This window comes from Streptomyces wedmorensis, from assembly GCF_000716445.1.
Classification (GTDB): domain Bacteria; phylum Actinomycetota; class Actinomycetes; order Streptomycetales; family Streptomycetaceae; genus Streptomyces; species Streptomyces wedmorensis.
Genome location: NZ_JNWK01000029.1, coordinates 1 through 16,160 on the forward strand (window position 1 = coordinate 1; position 16,160 = coordinate 16,160).

The 16,160-nt window shown below is 74.0% G+C and carries 15 protein-coding genes and 1 pseudogene; 8 read left to right on the forward strand and 8 right to left on the reverse strand.

Going from position 1 to position 16,160, the window contains the following annotated elements; genetic code table 11:
• Nucleotides 1-52: 52 nt before the first annotated feature.
• From OO54_RS22415 to OO54_RS22425, 4 genes and pseudogenes are all read left to right on the forward strand, one after another.
• A complete protein-coding gene (locus tag OO54_RS22415) occupies nt 53-571 on the forward strand; it encodes an RICIN domain-containing protein (RefSeq protein WP_051787104.1) in 519 nt (172 codons plus the stop codon).
• Nucleotides 572-611: 40 nt separating this feature from the next.
• Nucleotides 612-695, forward strand: a pseudogene (locus OO54_RS48805) (flavodoxin family protein); the annotation flags it as partial.
• Nucleotides 696-805: 110 nt separating this feature from the next.
• Nucleotides 806-2,077 carry a VWA domain-containing protein gene (locus OO54_RS22420; RefSeq protein WP_078905296.1) on the forward strand — a complete coding sequence of 424 codons (1,272 nt, stop codon included), beginning with the start codon at nt 806-808 and terminating at the stop codon, nt 2,075-2,077.
• Entirely contained in the window at nt 2,077-2,910 is an 834-nt protein-coding gene (locus tag OO54_RS22425) for a hypothetical protein (RefSeq protein ID WP_033205760.1), read from the forward strand. The genes OO54_RS22420 and OO54_RS22425 overlap by 1 nt, the downstream gene beginning before the upstream one ends.
• A gap of 71 nt (nt 2,911-2,981) precedes the next feature.
• On the opposite strand, the gene OO54_RS22430 is transcribed toward OO54_RS22425, so the two are convergent.
• Nucleotides 2,982-4,217 (reverse strand): MFS transporter, encoded by a 1,236-nt coding sequence (locus OO54_RS22430; RefSeq protein WP_033205763.1) that lies wholly within the window; start codon nt 4,215-4,217, stop codon nt 2,982-2,984.
• Between the two features lie 64 nt (nt 4,218-4,281).
• On the opposite strand from OO54_RS22430, the gene OO54_RS22435 reads away from it, so the two are divergent.
• Nucleotides 4,282-4,659, forward strand: coding sequence for a MerR family transcriptional regulator (locus tag OO54_RS22435; protein ID WP_033205766.1), 378 nt, complete (start codon nt 4,282-4,284; stop codon nt 4,657-4,659).
• Between the two features lie 88 nt (nt 4,660-4,747).
• On the forward strand, nt 4,748-5,854 hold the full coding sequence (locus OO54_RS22440) for an NAD(P)/FAD-dependent oxidoreductase (RefSeq protein WP_033205769.1): 1,107 nt from the start codon (nt 4,748-4,750) through the stop codon (nt 5,852-5,854).
• Between the two features lie 109 nt (nt 5,855-5,963).
• On the opposite strand, the gene OO54_RS22445 is transcribed toward OO54_RS22440, so the two are convergent.
• Genes OO54_RS22445 through OO54_RS46800 form a run of 4 tightly spaced genes read right to left on the reverse strand, consistent with a single transcriptional unit; the run spans nt 5,964 to nt 9,748 of the window.
• Entirely contained in the window at nt 5,964-6,419 is a 456-nt protein-coding gene (locus OO54_RS22445; RefSeq protein ID WP_033205772.1) for a MarR family winged helix-turn-helix transcriptional regulator, read from the reverse strand.
• 58 nt (nt 6,420-6,477) lie between these two features.
• Nucleotides 6,478-6,957, reverse strand: a complete 480-nt coding sequence (locus OO54_RS22450; RefSeq protein WP_033205775.1) for a (2Fe-2S)-binding protein — start codon at nt 6,955-6,957, stop codon at nt 6,478-6,480.
• Nucleotides 6,958-6,971: 14 nt separating this feature from the next.
• Complete coding sequence (locus tag OO54_RS22455; RefSeq protein ID WP_033205778.1) at nt 6,972-9,356, reverse strand: molybdopterin cofactor-binding domain-containing protein; 2,385 nt, start codon at nt 9,354-9,356, stop codon at nt 6,972-6,974.
• Between the two features lie 59 nt (nt 9,357-9,415).
• Nucleotides 9,416-9,748, reverse strand: a complete 333-nt coding sequence (locus tag OO54_RS46800) for a hypothetical protein (protein WP_063738312.1) — start codon at nt 9,746-9,748, stop codon at nt 9,416-9,418.
• A gap of 210 nt (nt 9,749-9,958) precedes the next feature.
• Between OO54_RS46800 and OO54_RS22465 the strand changes: the two genes are divergently transcribed.
• The gene (locus OO54_RS22465) at nt 9,959-10,816 is read left to right on the forward strand and encodes a type 1 glutamine amidotransferase (protein ID WP_051787105.1); all 858 of its coding nucleotides are present in this window, start codon (nt 9,959-9,961) and stop codon (nt 10,814-10,816) included.
• Nucleotides 10,817-10,918: 102 nt separating this feature from the next.
• Nucleotides 10,919-11,356: an OsmC family protein gene (locus OO54_RS22470; protein ID WP_033205781.1), complete on the forward strand. Its 438-nt coding sequence runs from the start codon at nt 10,919-10,921 to the stop codon at nt 11,354-11,356.
• 16 nt (nt 11,357-11,372) lie between these two features.
• Here the strand turns inward: OO54_RS22470 and OO54_RS22475 are convergent, their stop codons facing one another.
• From OO54_RS22475 to OO54_RS22485, 3 genes are all read right to left on the reverse strand, one after another.
• Nucleotides 11,373-12,065: an RraA family protein gene (locus OO54_RS22475; protein WP_033205783.1), complete on the reverse strand. Its 693-nt coding sequence runs from the start codon at nt 12,063-12,065 to the stop codon at nt 11,373-11,375.
• 213 nt (nt 12,066-12,278) lie between these two features.
• Nucleotides 12,279-14,507, reverse strand: a complete 2,229-nt coding sequence (locus tag OO54_RS22480; RefSeq protein WP_033205785.1) for a sulfatase family protein — start codon at nt 14,505-14,507, stop codon at nt 12,279-12,281.
• Between the two features lie 200 nt (nt 14,508-14,707).
• The gene (locus OO54_RS22485; RefSeq protein WP_033205787.1) at nt 14,708-16,150 is read right to left on the reverse strand and encodes a carboxylesterase/lipase family protein; all 1,443 of its coding nucleotides are present in this window, start codon (nt 16,148-16,150) and stop codon (nt 14,708-14,710) included.
• Between the last annotated feature and the right edge of the window lie 10 nt (nt 16,151-16,160).

Sequence of the window (16,160 nt, forward strand, 5' to 3'; positions counted from 1 at the left end):
CCCCGCCCCCCCCACCCACGCCCCACGACCCACGACCCACCAGGAGAACACCATGCGATTCAAGGCGGCCAAGAACCTCCGCCGCACCCTGGGTGCGGCCGTGGGCGCCCTGCTCATCTCCCTCGCCCTGCCCACTTCCCCCGCTGCCGCCGCCCTCGACCTGTCGCGGTCGGACCTGATCATCAACATCAACAGCAACAAGTGCTTGGAAGTGGGCGGCTGGTCCACCGCCAACGGCGCCGGTGTCAACCAGTGGGACTGCCACGCGGGTGCCAACCAGAAATGGACCGGGAGCTACTACGGAAGTGGCTACCTCATCTACAACCTGAACAGCGGCAAGTGCCTCGAGGTCAAGGGCTGGTCCACCGCCAACGGTGCCCAGGTCGGCCAGTGGGACTGCCACGGCGGCGCCAACCAGCAATGGTCCATGCAGTACGCGGGCGAACGCATCGTCACCCTCGTCAACGTGCACAGCGGCAAGTGCCTGGAGATCGGCGGCTGGCGCACCGACGACGGCGCCCCGGTCACCCAGTGGGACTGCAACAGAGGCCTCAACCAGTTCTGGTACTGACCCGCACCACCACCAGCACCCTCATTCCGCTCGCCCAGCATCGGTGCCGCCGCAGGCGGACGCGGGCTGGATCGGTGAGGCCGGGCCCGGCCCCTCGTACCTGGGATGCGGCCCGGCTCCGCCGCATCGGTTCGACGTCCGCAAGGGGCCGCGGCGCGGGCGCCCGCCTCGTCGGACGCCTCGACAGCCGGACGTGATTTGGGATTGTCGGAGGATCATCAATACGATCCGGCGATGATCACGAGAAAACGCTTGGCGACCGGGGCCTGCGCGCTGCTCGCCGCCCTGAGCGTCGCGCTCCTGCCGACGGGCGCGGCCGCCGACGAGCCGGCGAAGGAATCCCCCAAGGTCGAGCTGGTACTCGACGTCAGCGGCTCCATGCGGGCCAAGGACATCGACGGCAAATCCCGGATGGCGGCGGCCAAGCAGGCCTTCAACGAGGTCCTGGACGCGGTGCCCGAGGAGGTCCGGCTCGGCATCCGCACTCTGGGCGCCGACTACCCGGGCCAGGACCGCAAGCGCGGCTGCAAGGACACCCGGCAGCTGTACCCGGTCGGACCGCTGGACCGGACCGAGGCCAAGACCGCGGTGGCCACCCTGGCCCCGACGGGCTGGACGCCGATCGGCCCCGCGCTGCTCGGCGCGGCCGACGACCTCGGCGACGACGGGGCGACCAAGCGGATCGTGCTCATCACGGACGGCGAGGACACCTGCGCTCCGCTCGACCCCTGCCAGGTGGCGCGGGAGATCGCGGCGAAGGGCATCCACCTCGTCATCGACACCCTGGGCCTGGTGCCGGACGCCAAGACCCGGCAGCAGCTCACCTGCATCGCGGAGGCCACCGGAGGCACGTACACCTCCATCCACCGCACCGAGGACCTCTCCCGCCGCGTCCGTCAGCTGGTCGACCGCGCGGCCGACCCGGTCGTCACCCCCGTCGCCACGGAGGGCGCGGTGCGGTGCGACAAGGCCCCGCAGCTGAAGCCCGGCCTGTACACGGACCGCGAGTCCTTCGGAGAGCACCGCTGGTACCGGGTGGACCTGCTGCCCGGTCAGGAACTGCGCGCCTCCGTCAGCGTCTCGGCCGACCGGGCCGTCAACGACGACTACGGCGTGCTGCTGCGGGCCGTCACCCTGCACGGCCGGGAGATAGTCCGCGGCTCCGAGGCGGGCGACGGGCGCACGGACGTGATCTCGACCGGCCTGCGCTACCCGAAGCCGGACCTCGACGACGGGCCCGGGGACGCCAAGCCGGCGGCCGAGAGCGTGTGTCTCCAGGTCAGCAACTCCTTCTCCGCTCCCCCGTCGGTGAAGACGACGCCGGGCATGCCCATCGAGCTGACGGTGGACGTCGTCGACGGTCCCTCGACCGCCTCCGACGTGGCCTCGTTCGGTCTCGGCCGCGGCTGGTGGCTGCTCGGCGCGCTGGTGCTCGTCGGGTTCCTGGCCGGTCTGGTCTGGGGCTGGCTGTCCCGCTGGCGCGTCGCTGTCTGGAGGACCCACTGATGCGTACCGTACGCATGCTCGCCACGGCCGCGCTCACGGGCGCCGCCCTCCTCGGTCTCGCGGGTCCCGCCGCCCTGGCCGACTCCCCTTCCGCCACGCCGGATCCGAGCGCGGGTTCGGGGTCGGGCCCGACGGAGGCCGGGACCACGTTCCGCACCGCCGCCCGGTTCCTGCCGGGGCAGCAGGCCACCGCGCAGGCCGCCACGGGTGACTACCTGTACTGGGTGTTCCCCGCGGACACCGGGCAGCGGCCGACCGTCCGGGCGACGGTGACGCTGCCCGACGCCGCTCTGCGGCACGGGCCCGCCACCTGGCGGATCGACGTGTACGACGGGCTGCGGCGCCGGCAGCCGTGCATGTACGGGATGCAGTCCCGTACGGCGCCGAAGGAGGCCGCGACCGTCGAGCTGGCCTGTGTCCTGCGACCGGTCCGCGCGTCGGCCGACGCCTGGGCGAACGACCCGCTGCCCGGCAGCTACTACGTGCGTCTGACCGTCACCGGCCTGCCGGAGGAGGACCTCGGGCAGCCGTTCACGGCCCGGATCGGGGTCGACACGGTCGACAAGGGCGGCGCCTACGCCACCGACGGGTCGCTCGGCGCGCCCCTGGTGCCCGGAGCGACCACCGCCGACCAGGCGGAGGCGGACGAGGAGGCGGGCCGGCGCACCGCCGTCGAGGCCGCGGCCCCGGAGGACGGCTGGTCCTCCGGCTGGTGGTCCGACCGCTGGCTCTGGACGGCAGCGGGCGGCATCCTCGCGGCGCTCGCCGGCATCGGCGGCTACGTGCTGACGCGCGGCACGGGCCGGCCGCCCCGCGTCCCGCCCGCCGTCTGACCGGTCCCGTACGCGGCGCGGGCTCCCACCGTTCACGGTGGGAGCCCGCGCCCGTTCCGTCGGGCCGCGGTTCAGCCGTCACGGCGCCGGGCGGGGAAGCCGTGGGTGCGGGCTCCCGCCACGACGGCCACGACCGGGACGAGCAGGAGGAGCACGCTCCAGGGCAGGGCTCCCGCGCCGAGCAGGTCGAGGAGGAGACCGCCGGCCAGGCCGCCGGCCGCCATGGCCGCGTTCCAGAGGCTGACCAGCATCGTCTGGGCGGTGTCGGCGGCGTCCCCGCCCGCGTCGGCGACGGCCGTCTGCAGCAGGGTGGGCGCCCCGCCCCAGCCGAGTCCCCACAGGGCCGCGGCCGCCAGGACGAGGGCGGTGCTCCCGGCCGGTACGGCGAGTGCGGCGGCCGCGACGGCGACGAGGAGCGTTCCGGCGAGGGTCAGGGCGCGGAGCCTGCGGTCGATGTGACGGCCGGTCACCCAGATGCCGGCGAGCGAGGCGGCGCCGAAGACCAGCAGGACGAGCCCGGTGGAGCCGGCCAGGCCGACGTGGGCCAGGTAGGCGGCGACGTAGGCGTAGAGCACGGTGTGGGCCAGGACGAGGACGAAGGTGACGGTGAGGACCGGGAGGACGCCGGGGACCGCGAGGGTCCGGGCCGCCGGGGCGCGGGCGCCGCGCGGTTCGCCGGGCAGGTCGGGGACGGCGAGTGCGATCCAGGCGAGGAGTGCGGCGGCGATCACCGTCATCGCCGCGAAGGAGGTGCGCCAGCCCGCGGCCTCGCCGAGGAAGGTGCCGGCGGGCACTCCGAGGGAGAGCGCGAGCGGGATGCCGGTCATCGCGACGGCGACCGCGCGGCCCTGGAGGTGCGCGGGGGCGAGGCGGCGGGCGTATCCGGCGAGCAGGGCCCAGGCGACGCCCGCCGCGACTCCGGCGAGGAACCGGGCGCCCATGGTGAGGGCGTACGAGGAGGAGGCGGCGGTGACGGTGTTGGCGGCGGCGAAGCCGGCGACGGACGTGAGCAGCAGGCGCTTGCGGCGCCATGCGGCGGTCCGGGCCGCCAGGGGGATCGCGGTGAGGGCGGTGCCGAGGGCGTAGACGGTCACCGCCTGGCCCGTCGCGGCCTCGCCGACGCCGAGTCCGGCGCTCATGGCGGGCAGCAGGCCGGCCGGGAGGGTCTCGGTGAGGCTCGTGACGAAGACGGCGGTGGCGAGGGCGAGCAGCGCGGGGAGCGGCAACCGGCCGGTGAGGGGCGGGTGTTCGTCGGGTTCGGGCGCGCGGGTCACCGGACCGGCCGCCGCTGTCGTGTCGTGGCTCATGCTCCGTATGCTCGAACCCTCACATCGATGTGAGGGTCAAGCGATCGCCCGGAGGGGGCTTCCCATGCGGATCGGCGAGCTGTCCGAGCGCACCGGTACACCGCGCAGGCTCCTGCGCTACTACGAGGAGCAGGGCCTCATCGTCGCGGACAGGCTGCCGAACGGCTACCGCGTCTACGACGGGTCGAACGTCGACCGGGTGCTGCAGATCCGGGGCCTCCTCGACGCCGGCCTGCCGACCCGCATCATCAAGCAGATCCTCCCCTGCCTGAACAAGCCGAGGATCATCCACTTCCCCGACGCGACCCCGGAGATGCTGGCGACGCTGGAGGGCGAGCGCGACCGGATGACCGAACGGATCCGCTGCCTGACCCGGAACCGGGACGCGGTGGCGGAGTACCTGGACGCGGTACGGGAGAAGCGGTCGGCCCCTTCGTCGTAGGCGGCTCCCTTCGGACTTTACAGTTCGCACCACGAACTACTACGGTTCGTTGTGCGAACTACAAGCCATGTCTTTCCGAGGGGGAATCATGAACGCAATCGTCGCGGTGATCGGCGGCGGCTACGGCGGCGCCACCGTCGCCAAGGCACTCGACGCCGAGGCGGACGTCGTCCTCGTCGAGCCCAAGGACGCCTTCGTGCACGCGGCCGGCTCGCTGCGGGCGCTCGTACGGCCCGACTGGGCCGGCAACATCTTCTTCCCGTACGACCGGCTGCTCACCCGCGGCCGGGTGGTGCGCGGACGCGCCGCCTCCGTCGACGCCGGGGGCGTCACCCTGGCCTCGGGGCGCCGGATCGACGCGGACTACGTCGTCCTCGCGACCGGATCCGCCTACCCGTACCCGGCGAAGTTCGACACGGACTCCGCCGAGGAGGCCCTCGGGCTGCTCCGGGACACCCACGACGAACTGGCCCGCGCCGAACGCGTCCTCATCAGCGGGGCCGGACCGGTCGGACTCGAACTCGCCGGAGAGATCAAGGCCGTGTGGCCGGAGAAGCGGGTGACGATCGTCGACCCCGCGCCGGAACTGCTGCCCGGCTTCGCCCCCGGGCTGCGGGAGGACCTCCACCGCCAACTCGACGCCCTCGGCGTGGAGCTGCGCCTCGGCACCGCGCCCGTGACGGAGCCGCCGGCCGGCCCCGGCCGCGCGGAGGCCTTCACGGTGGCGACGACGGACGGCGGGAAGATCGGCGCCGACATCTGGTTCCGCGCCCACGGAGTCCGCGTCCACGGCGGCTTCCTCGGCGCCGGCCTGGCGGAGGCGACGACCCCGGCCGGACACGTCCGGGTGGACGAGCTGCTCCGCGTCGACGGCCAGGAGCGCGTCTACGCCGTCGGGGACATCACCGACGTCGCCGAGGCCAAGATGGCCGGCTACGCCATGCAGCACGCCGAGGTGGTGGCGCGCAACATCCTCGCCCAGATCAAAGGCGAGCGCCCGGAGGCCGCCTACCGGCCCTCGGCCGTCCCGTCCGTGCTCCTGCCGCTGGGGCCGCTGGGCGGCGTCGGGCAGTTCCCCTCGCCCGACGGGCCGCTCGTCCTGCCGGCCGAGACGGTCGCCGAGTACAAGGGGAACGACCTGTTCACGGGCCGGTTCGTCGAGCTCTTCGGCACGGGCGTGCCCGCCTCGGCGTAAGTCACGGGCGTGCCCGCCTCGGCGTAAGCCCCGTACGGAGAGTGGCCGCCCGGGCCGCCCCTGCGAGCCGGACGGGGCCTTCCGGAAGGCCCGGAGGCCGCCCGCCCGGTCAGGCCGGGTCGACGAAGACGACGGGCACCTCGTTGTCCCGCACGACCCGGCCGAGCAGGCCGGCCAGCTGCTCGCGCTCGGGGTCGGCAAGACCCGACGGCAGCTCCTCGACGCGGCGGCAGGTCTCCGTGTAGAAGTCCTCGGCCACGCGCGCGCCCTCCTCGGTGAGCGCCACCCGCACGGCACGGCGGTCGTCCGGGTCGGGCTCGCGGCGGACGAAGCCGAGGCGGGACGTGCGGTCCACCAGACCCGTCAGGCTGGACTTGGCGAGCCCCAGCTTGGTGCCGAGCTCGCCCATCCCGGACGGCCCGGGCATCAGCACGCAGAGCAACTGCCCCTGCTGCGGCGTCAGCCCGTACTCCCGGCCCGCGTCCGCGTAGACCGCGTTCACCAGAAAGGCGCCGCGCACCAGCGCGGTCACCACGCTCATCGTTCCGCCATCGTCCTTCGCCATGCGAACAGAATACCTTCGTGACGCGAACAGAATACCTTCGCGATACGAACTACCGGCTTCATCCCATCCGGCGGGCGCCTTCGAGGACGGCCTGCCGGATGCGGTGGTAGGTGCCGCACCGGCAGATGTTCCGGATGGCGTCGAGGTCGGCCTCGGTGACCTCCCGGCCGGCCTCGCGCGCCCGGCGCACGGTCGCCACGGCGGTCATGATCTGGCCCGGCTGGCAGTAGCCGCACTGGGCGACGTCGAGGTCGAGCCAGGCGTCCTGCATCGGATGGAGCTCGCTGTCGACGGTGTCGGCGAGGCCCTCGATGGTGGTGACCTCGTCGGTCGGGGCGAGGTCCTCGACCGGCACGGCGCACGGCGTGAACGCCTTGCCGTTCAGGTGGCTCGTACAGGCCCGGCAGACGCCGACCCCGCAGCCGTACTTGGGGCCGGTGACGCCGAGGACGTCACGCAGGACCCACAGAAGCCGGACGTCGCCCTCGACGTCGGCGGTGACGGCCTTGCCGTTCAGGATGAAGGTGTGCTGCGGCACGGGGACTCCAGCTCTCAGATGGTGCGGTCGCGGCCGTCGGTGGGCGAGGCCGGGACGGGCGGGACGGTCGGCAGGGGGGTGAAGGCCAGCGGCTCCGCGTGGTTGACGGGGAAGACCGTCGGCATCGTGCCGGTCGCCCGGCCGTAGGCGCAGGCGACGGCGGCCATCGCGCCGGCGACCGCCAGCTCGCCCGCGCCGCCCGGCTTGTCGCCCGTCGGGGGCATCACGATGATCTCCAGCTCGGGCGGGGTGTTCCACTGACGGGTGTAGAAGTACTGGTCCCAGCTGCCTTCGAGGAAGTGCCCGTCGCGCAGGTGGAGTCCGGACGTCAGGGTGATCGCGATGCCGTCGGCGATCCCGCCCATCATCTGGGCCTCCAGACCCCGCGGGTTGACCGCGAGACCGACGTCGACGGCGCAGACCACCTTGGTCACCCTCGGTCCGGTGTACGCGTTCGGGACCTTCCGGCCGGTGGTCCCGGGCCGGCAGTCGATCTCCGCGAGGATCGCGACGGCCGAGTGGTACTCGGTGTGGACGGCGATGCCCTGGGCCGTCCCGGCCGCCATGGGCCGGCCCCACTCCCCCACCTCGGCGACCTTGTCGAGGACGGCACGGGCCCGTGCGTCCTTGACGAGCCGGCGCCGCAGCGCGTACCCGTCCTGACCCATCCGCCTGGCCAGTTCGTCCATGACGAGTTCCTGGGCGCAGCGGACGTTGGGCGAGTAGATGTTGCGCATCGACCCCGTGTTGAAGCCCTTGTCCGTCTCGGAGAGCAGCTGGGTGGTGACTCCGAGGTGGTACGGGCTGATCTGGGTGAGCTGGAACATCGTCTGGGAGAAGGTGGCGTCCCCGACCGGCAGCCTGGCCGCCTCCGCCGTGAGGACCTCCCCGACGCCGTGCCCGAAGTCGGTGGCGACGGAGGTGTGGCGCTGCTCGTACGTGAGGACCTCGCCGAGCGCGTACGTGGCCCGCACCCGCGAGGTCGACATCGGATGCGTACGACCCTGGCGGAAGTCGTCGGTGCGGTGCCACATCAGCTTGACGGGCTTGCCCATGGCCCGGGAGATCTCGACGGCCTCGTGGGCGGCGTCGGCGAACAGCTTGCGCCCGAAGGAGCCGCCGCCCTCGGTGACGTGGACGCGGACGGCGCTGGGCGGCAGGCCCAGCTTGAGGGCGATCCGCTCCTGGGCGACGATCGGCGCCTTCAGCGAGGCCCAGATCTCCGCCGAGTCCTGACGCACGTCGGCGATGGCGCAGTTGGTCTCCAGCGCCGCGTTGCTGGCGAAGTGGAAGGTGAAGCGGGCGTCGACCGCCTTGGTCAGGAGAGGCAGGGCCGGGACCACCAGGGGCAGTTCGGCGCGGCGGAGCTCCTCCTGGACGGTGGCGTCGGAGGCGCCCTCGGCGGTGCCGGGCCCCCAGGCGACGACCAGGGCCCGGACTGCGTCGACGCACTGGCCGAAGGTGCGGGCGCGCACGGCGACGCCGGTGGAGACGGTGACGACGTCCGTGACCCCGGGCATGGCCCGGACCTCGGCGAGGTTGCCCACCGAACGGACCGTGCCGTTGATGGTGGGCGGGCGGCACACCATGGTCGGCAGGGCGTCGGGCACCTGGAGGTCCATCGCGAACTTCTTGCGCCCGGTGACCGCGTCGAGCGCGTCCACCCGTCCATGCCCGGTGCCGACGACACGGAAGCGCGCCGGGTCCTTGAGGGTGACCTCCACCGCGGAGTCGGTGACGGCGGCGGCCTTGGCGGCGAGTTCGCCGTATCCGAGCAGCGCCCCCGTCGGGGAGACGACGGCGCCCGCCTTCGTGGTGAGGGTGGTGACGGCCTCGCCGAGGACGAGGGAGGCGGCCCGCAGGAGACGGCCGCGCGCGACCGCGGCGGCGACCCGGATCGGCGTGTAGGTGGAGTACGTCGTGTTGGAGCCGCCCGTCAGCTGGTTGAAGAGCAGCTCGGGCCGCGCGTCGGCGAGGGTGACCTTCACCTTGTCCAGCGGAAGGTCGAGCTCCTCGGCGACGATCATGGCGCTGGAGGTGGTGACGCCCTGGCCGACCTCGGCGCGGGGCAGCGCGAAGTGGGCCGTGCCGTCCGCGTCGACGCGGATCGTGATGAGGTTGCTGGTGGGGAGCGCGGCGAGCGTCAGCAGCTCGTTCAGGTCGAGGAGTTCGGCCGGTCCCGGCAGCGACGGCACGAGCGCCGGAACCGCGGCCGCCGCCTGCCGCGGCGCGAGCGCCTCGGCACCGATCTGCGCCGCCACCGTGAGCGTCGGCGCCGCCAGCACGTACCCGAGGAACCGGCGCCGGGCGATACCGGGCCGGCCCCCGCCCGCCGGGCTCGCGTCCCCGTCCCCGGTGCCGCTCGTGTGGTCGTCCCGCGCGGGGTGCCGCCTCGCCATTCGGTGTGCCCTTCGCCGTGCCCCGGCTTGCTACCGCCGAGTATCGTCAGAGGCGACGATCATCGCTCATCCGGTGCACCTCCGGGAGCCCTTCGGAGAGGCCGACGCCGTCGCAGCGTGCTTCCGCTCCCCGGGCCGCCGGGCGCCCGCCGGATCCGCGGCCCGCGCCGGGCTCCCAGCGCCCGTCCCGCGCCCGAGCGGAGCTGCGCCCGGGAGATCCGGGCCCGCTGACCACCGCCCGCGATCAGGGCGTTGACGGAGACCATCGGATCCCCGCCCACCGACCGGGCGATCAGCGCACCGATCACCAGCGGACCGAGCGCCACGGCGAGGGCCGCACCGGTGACGGTGACGTGGTGGAGGGGGCGGCTGCGCCGGGCTTCGGAAGTCATGACCCCAGTCCATCAGCGGGCGGCGGACGGCGTATCGGTCGACATACTCAGGCATGCGCATCCGGCTACTCAGACACGGGGCGTGAAGGGCAGCGGCTCCTCCGCAGGAAGGGGGCGACGAGGGGTCCCGCCGCGGCGGTTCATCGGAGATCCTCTGAAGGTCGAACGTACGACGGAATCCCGGGGAACGACGGGCGGAGGGGCACGACGATGACGACCGAGACGACCGCGACAGCCGGAACGAGCACGCCGATCCGGTCGGAGGTGGGCACGCCGATCCGGTCGGAGGTGGGCACGCCGATCCGGTCGGAGGTGGGCACGGCGCCCGCCGTCCTCGTGGTGGAGCACGAGCAGGAGGCCGGGCCCGGCCTCGTCGGCGAACACCTCCTGCACACCGGACTCCGCCTCGACGTCGTGCGGGCCTGGCGCGGCGAGGCGCTCCCGCGATCGCTGCGCGGCCACGCCGGGTTGCTGGTCCTCGGCGGCGCGGCCAACTGCGAGGACGACCTGGCCGCACCATGGCTCCCCCGCGTCCGCGCCCTCGTCCGCGAGGCCGTGGCCGACGAGGTCCCCCTGCTCGGCATCTGTCTAGGCGGCCAGATCCTCGCCCATGCCCTGGGCGGTTCCGTCACACGAAGGTCCCAGGGCCCCGAAGTCGGCGTCGTCCCCCTGCGCCGGCTGCCCGCCGCCACGACGGACCCGGTACTGGGCGGCGTACCGGACGGCGCCCTCGCCGCGCAGTGGCACTGGGACGAGATAGACCGCCTGCCGCCCGGCGCCGTACCGGTCCTCACCGGCGACGACTGCCCGGTCCAGGCCTTCCGCGCCGGAAACACGGCGTGGGGCGTGCAGTTCCACCCGGAGGTCGACGCCGACACCGTCGCCGAATGGGCGGCGGGCGACGGCGACGACGTCCGCGCCGCCGGCGGCTCCCCGGAGGCCGCGGTGGCGTCCGTACGGCATGCGGAACCCGCGCTCCGCACGGTCTGGGGCGCGGTCGCGGAGGCCTGGGGCACGGTCGTCCGGGCCCGCGCCGGTGCGGCCCCCGCCCGTCGGCACGGATACTGACCCCGTGCCGCCGCGTGCGCCCGGCGCGTCCGCTTGGCCGGGCGCGGACGGTGGGGTTGCGTGGCGGCGACCGTCCGAACGAGCACGAGGAGCACCCCCGTCATGGCCGACTACCGCATCGAGACCGTCCGCACCGGCTACCGGAACTGGACCGCCCGCAACGACCGGGGGGCCGAGGTGCGCATGGCCGCCGCCGACGACGCCGACGCCCAGCCGTCCTTCACCCCCGTCGAGTTGCTGCTCGCCGCCATGGGCGGCTGCGGCGGCCTCGTCGTGGACCGGACCGCACGGGCCGTCGACCACGACGACCTGCGCATCGTCGTGGAGTCCGTGTCCGGCCCCGACGACGACGGCCGGGTGGGTCGCATCAGGGTCAGCTACGAGTTCGACCTGCCGGACAACAACCCCAAGGCCGCCGAGGTGTTCGCCCGCGGCGTCCGCCTCACCCACGAGAAGTTCTGCACCGTCAGCCGCACCGTCGAACACGGCGCCCGCGTCGAGGCCATCCTCCCGGACGGCACCGTCGGCTTCGAGGGCTGACCCCCGCCCCGTCCGGCTACTCCTCGATCGCCCCGCCGATCCGCCGCAGATGCCGCCGGAAGGTGTACGAGGCGTCCTCGTCCCGCCCCTTCAGATACTCGTCGAACCGGGTCTGCTCCCGCAGCGTCTCACCGGCCCTGATGCGGCGCGCCTGTTCTCGTTCCGTCCGGAAGATGTTCCGCGCGGTCGCCGACACCGCCTCCACCCGGGCACCCGCCACGAAGAGCACCCCGTCCTCGTCACCGAAGACGAAGTCCTCCCCGGTCACCTCGTGCTCCCCGAACCGAGCACGCGTCAGCGCGTCCGCGTCCCGCTCGTCCAGCCGCACGGGTCCGGGCGCGTGACGCCCGTACGAGAACACCGGCAGCCCGATCTCCACCAGGTCCGGCGTGTCCCGGTGCAACCCCCACACCACCACCCCGGCAACCCCCGCCGCCTCCGCCTCCAGGACGGCAAGGTCCCCGATACACGCCTCGTCCCCCCGCCCCCCGTTGTCGATCACCAGGACATCCCCCGCCTCGGCCCGCGCCAAGACCTCCAGGAACACGTCCACACTCCCGTAGTGCCGCACGGGCAACACCCGTCCCGCGACCCTCTGCCCCGCGACGACGGGCACGATCCCGGCCGGCGCCGCCCGCAGCGGCTCCCCCAAGCGCACACAGGCGTCGGCGATCAGTGGCGTGGAGAGGTCGGCGAAGTCCATCGGCATCTGACGTTCCTGTCCGTCCGTGGCGGGTGCGGCGGGGTGGCCTGGGCCCCGATGCTAGGGCGTGCCCCGTGAAGGGCGTCGTCATGCCTCACCGCCGGCCCCGGTGATCGGGGGACGAACGAGCAGCGCGGAAAACCGGCCGGTCTTCAAGCAGGTCGACCGTCGAACGGTCCGCGCGGACGGTGGCCGCCACCGGCGGGCTCGCCGTGGCCGCTACCCGACCGTGACCCGCGCCAGGGCCCAGGAGGTGTGGTCGAAGGAGGTCTTGGCGTTGGCGTCGGTGACTTCGAGGCGGAGGGCGCGGATGCCGCGGACGTCGAGGTCGATGGGTACGGGGCCGGTGGCGGCGGTGAGGGTGGGGGTGGTGAGGAGGATGCGGTCGTCGCCGTGGATGGTGGCGCGGGTGGCGCCGACGGGGCTCTGGCGGGCGGAGAAGTCGTCGATGCCGACGAGGGCGGTGAAGCGGTTCGCGGTGCCGCCGAGGTGGAAGGCGACGTCGCTGTAGGCGTGGACGCCGAGGCCCTTGGGGTAGGTGGTGCCGCCGAAGGAGATGGGGGTGCCGTCTCCGGCGGCGTTCTTGCCGTTGGAGGCGTCGCGTTCGACGGGGCCCCAGCCGTTGACGGCGCGGATCCAGGGCAGGTCGGAGAGGTAGCTGTCGTGGGTGGGGGCCGGGGGCGGGGTGGTGACGATGGCGTCGGATGCGTACCGCACGGGGCCGCCCGGGGCGAGGGCGGTGCCTTCGGCGGTCAGCGTCCAGGGGGTCGCCGTGGGGGCGTCGGGGGGCGGGGTGACCTGCCAGGTGGCGGTGAGACGCGCTCCGGGGGCGAGCTGCGCGGCGGCGGTGGCCATAGTGGCGCGTACGGTCCAGCCGGCCGGGGCACGCAGGGTGAGGGCGGCGGAACTCCAGGCCTTGGAGGAGCCGTTGGCGAGCGTGGCGGTGGTGGTGAACGGCTGTGCCGGCACGGCGAGCGAGGGCACCGTGAGGCCGGTGCCGAAGGCGGCGCGGGGGTGGGTGTCCTGCCAGGAGGAGCGCATCAGGGCGACGAGTTCGGCGGTGCGGGCGGGGTGGCGGGCCGCGAGGTCGGAGGTCTCGCCGATGTCGGTGGCGAGGTCGTAGAGCTCGACCTGCCACTGGTCGTCGGGGAGGGCGTGGTCGCGGACGGGGGCGAAGCGGACGGCCTTCCACCGGTCCTTGCGGAGGGCTTCGGCGAGCCAGGTGGACCGCTGCCGGTCCTGGGCGTCGGCGCGGCTCGTGACGCCCCGCTCGTCGCGGAACCAGTACAGGTGGTCGTGGTGGGCGGCGGTCGCGCCGCCCGTCAGGAGGGGCGCAGCGGAGAGTCCGTCCACGTCGGACGGCGCGGGGGCGCCGCCGAGTTCGGCGAGGGTGGGGAGGAGGTCGGTGAGCGGGGTCGGCCGGTCGCTCGTGCCGGGCAGGACCCGGCCGGGGCCCCAGGCGATGAGGGGGACGCGGATGCCGCCCTCGTAGAGGTTGCGCTTGTAGCCGCGCAGCGGGCCGTTGGCGTCGAACAGGTCGGGGTTGACCCCGCCCTCCTCGTGGGGGCCGTTGTCGCTGGTGACGAGGACGATGGTGTCGTCCTCGATGCCGAGGGCGCGGAGCCTGTCGACGACGTCGCCGACGAGGGCGTCGAAGAGGCTCACCTGTGCGGCGTGCCCCTTGTTCGCGGCGGTCCAGGTGCGGGAGGCGTACGCGCCGGTGTCGGGGATGTCGCTGGGGGCGTGCGGGACCGTCGGGGTGAGCAACAGGAGGAACGGTTCGGCGGCGTGGCGGTCGAGGAAGTCGAGGGCCTTCTGCCGCAGCAGGTCCGGCGCGTACACGCCCTTGGCGCCGCCCGCGTTGGCCGGGACGGGCTCCTTCTCGGCGTTGTGCCAGAGGTACGCCGGGTAGTACTGGTGGGCGTGGGTGTGGTCGATGTAGCCGTGGAACTCCTCGAAGCCGCGGGCGTTGGGGTGGCTCTCCTGGCCGGCGCTCTCCGGTCCGAAGCCCCATTTGCCGATGACGCCGGTGCGGTAGCCGCGGGCCCTGAGGACCTGGGCGAAGGTGGTGTCGCCGGCGGTGAGGGAGCCCTGCGCTCCGGACGGGTTGGCGCGGACCGTCGCGTGGCCGGTGTGCAGGCCGGTGAGGAGTGAGCAGCGGGACGGGGCGCAGACGGCCGCCGTCGAGTACGCGTCCGTGAACCGCAGCCCGTCGGCGGCGAGTCCGTCGATGCGCGGGGTGGTGATGAGCTTCTGCCCGTACGCGCCGAGCTCGCCGTGCCCGAGGTCGTCGGCGACCACCACGACCAGGTTCGGCGGGCGGGTCGCGTCCTCCGGTACCGCCGCTCCGGCCGGTGCCGTCGTCGCTGCCACGGCGCCGGTGGCGGGCAGGGCGCCGAGCCCGACCGTGGCGGCGGACCCGGCGAGGAAGCTGCGGCGGCTGGACATGGCGGGGCTCCTCGGGGCGGGGCGGCGGGCGCGATGGTCGTGCGCCCGCCAGGTCCCGGACCGGCCTGGCGTACGGTCCGGGACTCGGGCGCACGATCGATCATCGTGGCGCCCGGCCCGGCGGACCATGCACGGCGCATGAAGAACGTGTGACACGGTCCCGGGGCCCCGCCCCCCCCTTGGGCCGGACCCGCGCCCCCTCAGTCGAGCCAGAGTTCGCGGACGCGGCGGACGGGGTCCGCGGCGATCCGGGGTTCCGCGTCCCAGACCATCGTGGCGCGCTCGTCGGCGGTGTAGGGCGGCCAGTCGGCGCCGGGGTCCTGGTCGGTGACGAAGGAGACCCAGGCGCGGTGCAGGGCGTCGGCAAGGGCGCGGGGCGGGGCGTCGCCGGCCACGGCGCGAACGCCTTCGGAGTCGAGGACGTCGAAGGCGAAGGGCAGGTCGAGGCAGTGGAAGGCCAGGCCGGTGACCGGTGAGCGCCAGGTGAACTCGTAGAACCAGGTGGGCCGTTCGCGGGCGGCGCGGGCGTCGGCGACGGCGAGGTTCGGGGCGCGGAAGGTGGCGTCGGTCAGCGCCTGGCCGAACAGCAGGGCCTCACCGTCGGCCGCGTAGGCCTCGGTGAACGCGGTGGCACGGGCGGGGTCGAGGCCGAGGCCGCCGAGCAGGACGGGAAGCGGCGGACCGTCGGGGCCGGGCGCGGGGATCATCGTGAACTCGTGCTCGGTGAAGCCGAGCAGCAGCGGGACGTCGGCGCCCGCGTCCCCCGCCGTCAGCGCGTCGCGCACGGGTACGGGGATCAGCTCGCCGTCCGCGAAGGGGGCGAGGGCCAGCATCGGCGGCAGGCCCTCGCGGTCCGGTCCGGGCTCCGCGAGGCGGTCCTGGAAGTCGAGGAGTTCGTCGTCGGTCAGGTCCCGCAGGGCCTCGGCGGTGGCCGGCACCCCGGTGCGCGCGGTGAAGAGGCGGGCCGCGGCGCGTGCCACCTCGGGACCGTCGGGGGTCAGGACGGCGCCGGAGACGGAGATCCCGCCCCGGAACAGGCCCTTGGCGGCCGGGACGGCGAGCAGTGTCTGGACGGCGCCGCCGCCCGCCGACTGGCCGGCGACGGTCACCTTGGCCGGGTCGCCGCCGAAGGCCGCGATGTTGTCCCGCACCCATTCCAGGGCGGCGATCCAGTCCCGGACGCCCCGGTTGTCGGGGGCGCCCTCCAGGTGGAGGAAGCCCTCGATGCCGAGCCGGTAGCCGAACGAGACCACGACGACGCCGTCGCGGTTGAACGCGGCGCCGTCGTACCAGGGGCTGGCGGCCGAGCCGGCCACGTACCCGCCGCCGTGGATCCACACAAGGACCGGCAGGCCCGCCGCGGGGGCGGTGTCGGGCGTGAAGACGTTGAGGTTGAGGACGCCGGCACCGGGGATCGACGGCTCGGGAATGGTCGTCACCTCGGCGAACGGGCGGCGCTGGGCCGTCGGCCCGTACGCGGTGGCGTCCAGCGGCTCCGTCCACGGCTCCGGCGGTACGGGCGCGGCGAACCGCAGGTCGCCGACCGGCGGCTGCGCGTACGGGATGCCCAGGAAGCGGAGGCTGCCGTCGGCACGGCGCTCGCCGCGGACGGGCCCTCGGTCGGTGGTGACGGTGGTGCTCATGGGGTGCTGC

Excerpts from the sequence above, each read along its gene's own strand:
- OO54_RS22415 (WP_051787104.1), top strand. The coding sequence starts at position 53 with ATGCGATTCAAGGCGGCCAAGAACCTCCGCCGCACCCTGGGTGCGGCC.
- OO54_RS22420 (WP_078905296.1), top strand. The coding sequence starts at position 806 with ATGATCACGAGAAAACGCTTGGCGACCGGGGCCTGCGCGCTGCTCGCC.
- OO54_RS22425 (WP_033205760.1), top strand. The coding sequence starts at position 2,077 with ATGCGTACCGTACGCATGCTCGCCACGGCCGCGCTCACGGGCGCCGCC.
- OO54_RS22430 (WP_033205763.1), bottom strand. The coding sequence starts at position 4,217 with ATGAGCCACGACACGACAGCGGCGGCCGGTCCGGTGACCCGCGCGCCC.
- OO54_RS22435 (WP_033205766.1), top strand. The coding sequence starts at position 4,282 with ATGCGGATCGGCGAGCTGTCCGAGCGCACCGGTACACCGCGCAGGCTC.
- OO54_RS22440 (WP_033205769.1), top strand. The coding sequence starts at position 4,748 with ATGAACGCAATCGTCGCGGTGATCGGCGGCGGCTACGGCGGCGCCACC.
- OO54_RS22445 (WP_033205772.1), bottom strand. The coding sequence starts at position 6,419 with ATGGCGAAGGACGATGGCGGAACGATGAGCGTGGTGACCGCGCTGGTG.
- OO54_RS22455 (WP_033205778.1), bottom strand. The coding sequence starts at position 9,356 with ATGGCGAGGCGGCACCCCGCGCGGGACGACCACACGAGCGGCACCGGG.
- OO54_RS46800 (WP_063738312.1), bottom strand. The coding sequence starts at position 9,748 with ATGACTTCCGAAGCCCGGCGCAGCCGCCCCCTCCACCACGTCACCGTC.
- OO54_RS22465 (WP_051787105.1), top strand. The coding sequence starts at position 9,959 with ATGACGACCGAGACGACCGCGACAGCCGGAACGAGCACGCCGATCCGG.
- OO54_RS22470 (WP_033205781.1), top strand. The coding sequence starts at position 10,919 with ATGGCCGACTACCGCATCGAGACCGTCCGCACCGGCTACCGGAACTGG.
- OO54_RS22475 (WP_033205783.1), bottom strand. The coding sequence starts at position 12,065 with ATGCCGATGGACTTCGCCGACCTCTCCACGCCACTGATCGCCGACGCC.
- OO54_RS22480 (WP_033205785.1), bottom strand. The coding sequence starts at position 14,507 with ATGTCCAGCCGCCGCAGCTTCCTCGCCGGGTCCGCCGCCACGGTCGGG.
- OO54_RS22485 (WP_033205787.1), bottom strand. The coding sequence starts at position 16,150 with ATGAGCACCACCGTCACCACCGACCGAGGGCCCGTCCGCGGCGAGCGC.